Genomic DNA, 2307 nt, shown 5'->3' with positions numbered 1-2307 from the left:
ACGGCCCGCAGCCGCCGCCGCTGCCGCAGGCCGAGGCCGCGGTGCCGCAGCCGCCGCCGGCCTGGGCGGCCTCGGCGACGTCCGCGCGGTGGCGCGGCAGGGTGGCCTCGCCGGCGCCCTCGACCTCGAAGCCGGCGTCCTTGATCATGTCGAGGTCGGCCTGCCCGGCCTGGCCCTCGCTGGTCAGGTAGTCGCCGAGGAAGATGGAGTTGGCGATGTGCAGGCCGAGCGGCTGCATCGAGCGCAGGTGCACCTCGCGCCCGCCCGCGATCCGCACCTCGGTGTCCGGGTTGACGAAGCGGACCATCGCCAGGATGCGCAGGCAGCGCTGCGGGCTGAGGTTCCACTCCTTGGCGAGCGGGGTGCCCTCGAACGGGATCAGGAAGTTGACCGGGACGGAGTCCGAGCCCAGCTCGCGCAGCGCGAAGACGACGTCGACCAGGTCCTCGTCGCTCTCGCCCATGCCGGCGATCAGGCCGGAGCAGGCGGACAGGCCCGCGCCGTGGGCCTTCTGCACGGTGTCCACCCGGTCCGCGTAGGTGTGGGTGGTGGCGATGTCGCCGTAGGTGCCCTCGGAGGTGTTGAGGTTGTGGTTGTAGGCGTCGGCGCCGGCCGCCTTGAGCCGCTCCGCCTGGTTGTCGGAGAGCAGGCCGAGGCAGACGCACAGCTCGACCTCGGGGTCGGCCTCGCGGATGGCCGCCATGGTGTCGGTGACCCGGTCGATGTCGCGGTCCGTCGGGCCGCGGCCGCTGGCGACCAGGCAGACCCGCTTGGCGCCGCCGGCCACCCCGGCGCGGGCGGCCTCGGCGGCCTGGTCCGGCTTGAGCCAGGTGTACTTGAGGATCTCGGCCTTGGACCCGAGCCGCTGCGAGCAGTACGAACAGTCCTCCGGGCAGAGCCCGCTCTTCAGGTTCACCAGGTAGTTGAGCTTGACCCGGCGGCCGAACCAGCGGCGGCGCACCTTGCCGGCCGCGGCGACCACGTCGAGCAGCTCGTCGTCGGTGGTGGCGAGGACGGCCAGGGCCTCCTCGCGGGTCGGGACTTCGCCGCGCAGGCCCTTGGCGGTGAGGGTATCGAGCAGATCCATGGGGCCGATCCTGCCTGGTGGTCGTCGAACGGCGCCAGAGCAAACCCGCCAGAAGATCGGTGTGAGGATGTGCCGATTGCCACAGTGTCGAAGGTCACGGCTCCGCCGCTGGTCACGCGATTGACGCCGCGCCCGGCCAGTGGTTACCGGCGGGTAGTGGGCGGGCGGCGGGTCGTCGGCGCGGACACCGCGGAGACACCGGCGGACGGCTCCGGCGGACGATGATCCACAACCCCGGACCCCGTGATCCACGCCACCCCGGGGTTGCTTAGAATCTGCGCCATGACCACGCAGGGGGAGCGCACCCCGACTCCGGGAGAGGGCCGGGAAGGCCGGGCAGAACAGCAGGTCGGCGGGGACGCCGACGCCGCTGGGGGGACGGACCGCAGGCGGGGCCGCCGGCTGACGGGCCGCCGGGCGACCGGCTGGATCGTCATGGTCGGGGTGGTCGCGGCGGGCGGATGGATCATCACCCGCCCGATGCCCGGCGACTACATACCCGGGCTCGGCCCGTCGAGCAAGGACGCGTCCGCGACGCCGCGGGTGGTGGGCGCCGCGCCGCCGCTGACCGACCCCGAGGCCCTCAACGTCGACAACATCTTCCCGGCCCAGCGGCCGGTCGAGGTCGGCGCCTTCAAGGCGCGGCGCAACGGCGTCCGGCAGGGCGAGAACTGCGCCGAGGTGCTCCAGGACCGCACCCAGGACCCGCTGAAGGACACCGGCTGCCAGGGCTACCTGACCGTCAGCTTCACAGGCCAGGACCGCCCGGTGCTCAGCAGCGTCACCCTGCTGCGCTTCCCGGACCAGCCCTCCGCCGCCAGGGCCGCCGACGCGCTGCGGGCCAAGCCCGGCGCGGTCGCCTTCATCCTCGCCGACACCACCACCGCCCCCACCCTGCCCCCGGGCGGCACCAAGCCGGGCGGCGAGCCGCGGGTCGAGGCGGTCGGGCACTACGTGACCGTCACCAGCTCGCGGCCGGGCGACGGCCGCCCGGCGGGCACCACCCCGCCCGGCACCCCGGCGCCGACCACGCCCGGTCCGACGGCCACGAGCACGGGGCCGAGCACCGAGCAGAGCCTGGACGAGGCCACCCGGGCGCTCTCCTACGCGGCGGGGTCGCCGTTCGCGTGGATGTCCATCGACGGCGGGCAGGCCGCGAGCAGCCGGGTCACCGCGTCGTCCTCGGTTGCGCCGGACAGCACGACCTCGTGGACGGGCAG

General features: G+C 74.2%; 1 protein-coding gene and 1 pseudogene. One reads left to right on the top strand and one right to left on the bottom strand.

Annotated elements, in window-relative coordinates:
• On the bottom strand, nt 1–1087 hold a 1087-nt coding region (bioB, locus tag ABZW03_RS40000), incomplete at its 3' end, for a biotin synthase BioB (protein ID WP_355269683.1).
• Nucleotides 1088–1369: 282 nt separating this feature from the next.
• On the opposite strand from bioB, the pseudogene ABZW03_RS39995 reads away from it, so the two are divergent.
• Nucleotides 1370–2307, top strand: a pseudogene (locus ABZW03_RS39995) (hypothetical protein); the annotation flags it as partial.

It is taken from the genome of Kitasatospora sp. NPDC004799, assembly GCF_040609095.1.
Lineage (GTDB): Bacteria > Actinomycetota > Actinomycetes > Streptomycetales > Streptomycetaceae > Kitasatospora.
The sequence above is the reverse complement of the archived record's forward strand: the minus strand, read 5'-3'. Positions and strand labels throughout refer to the sequence as shown.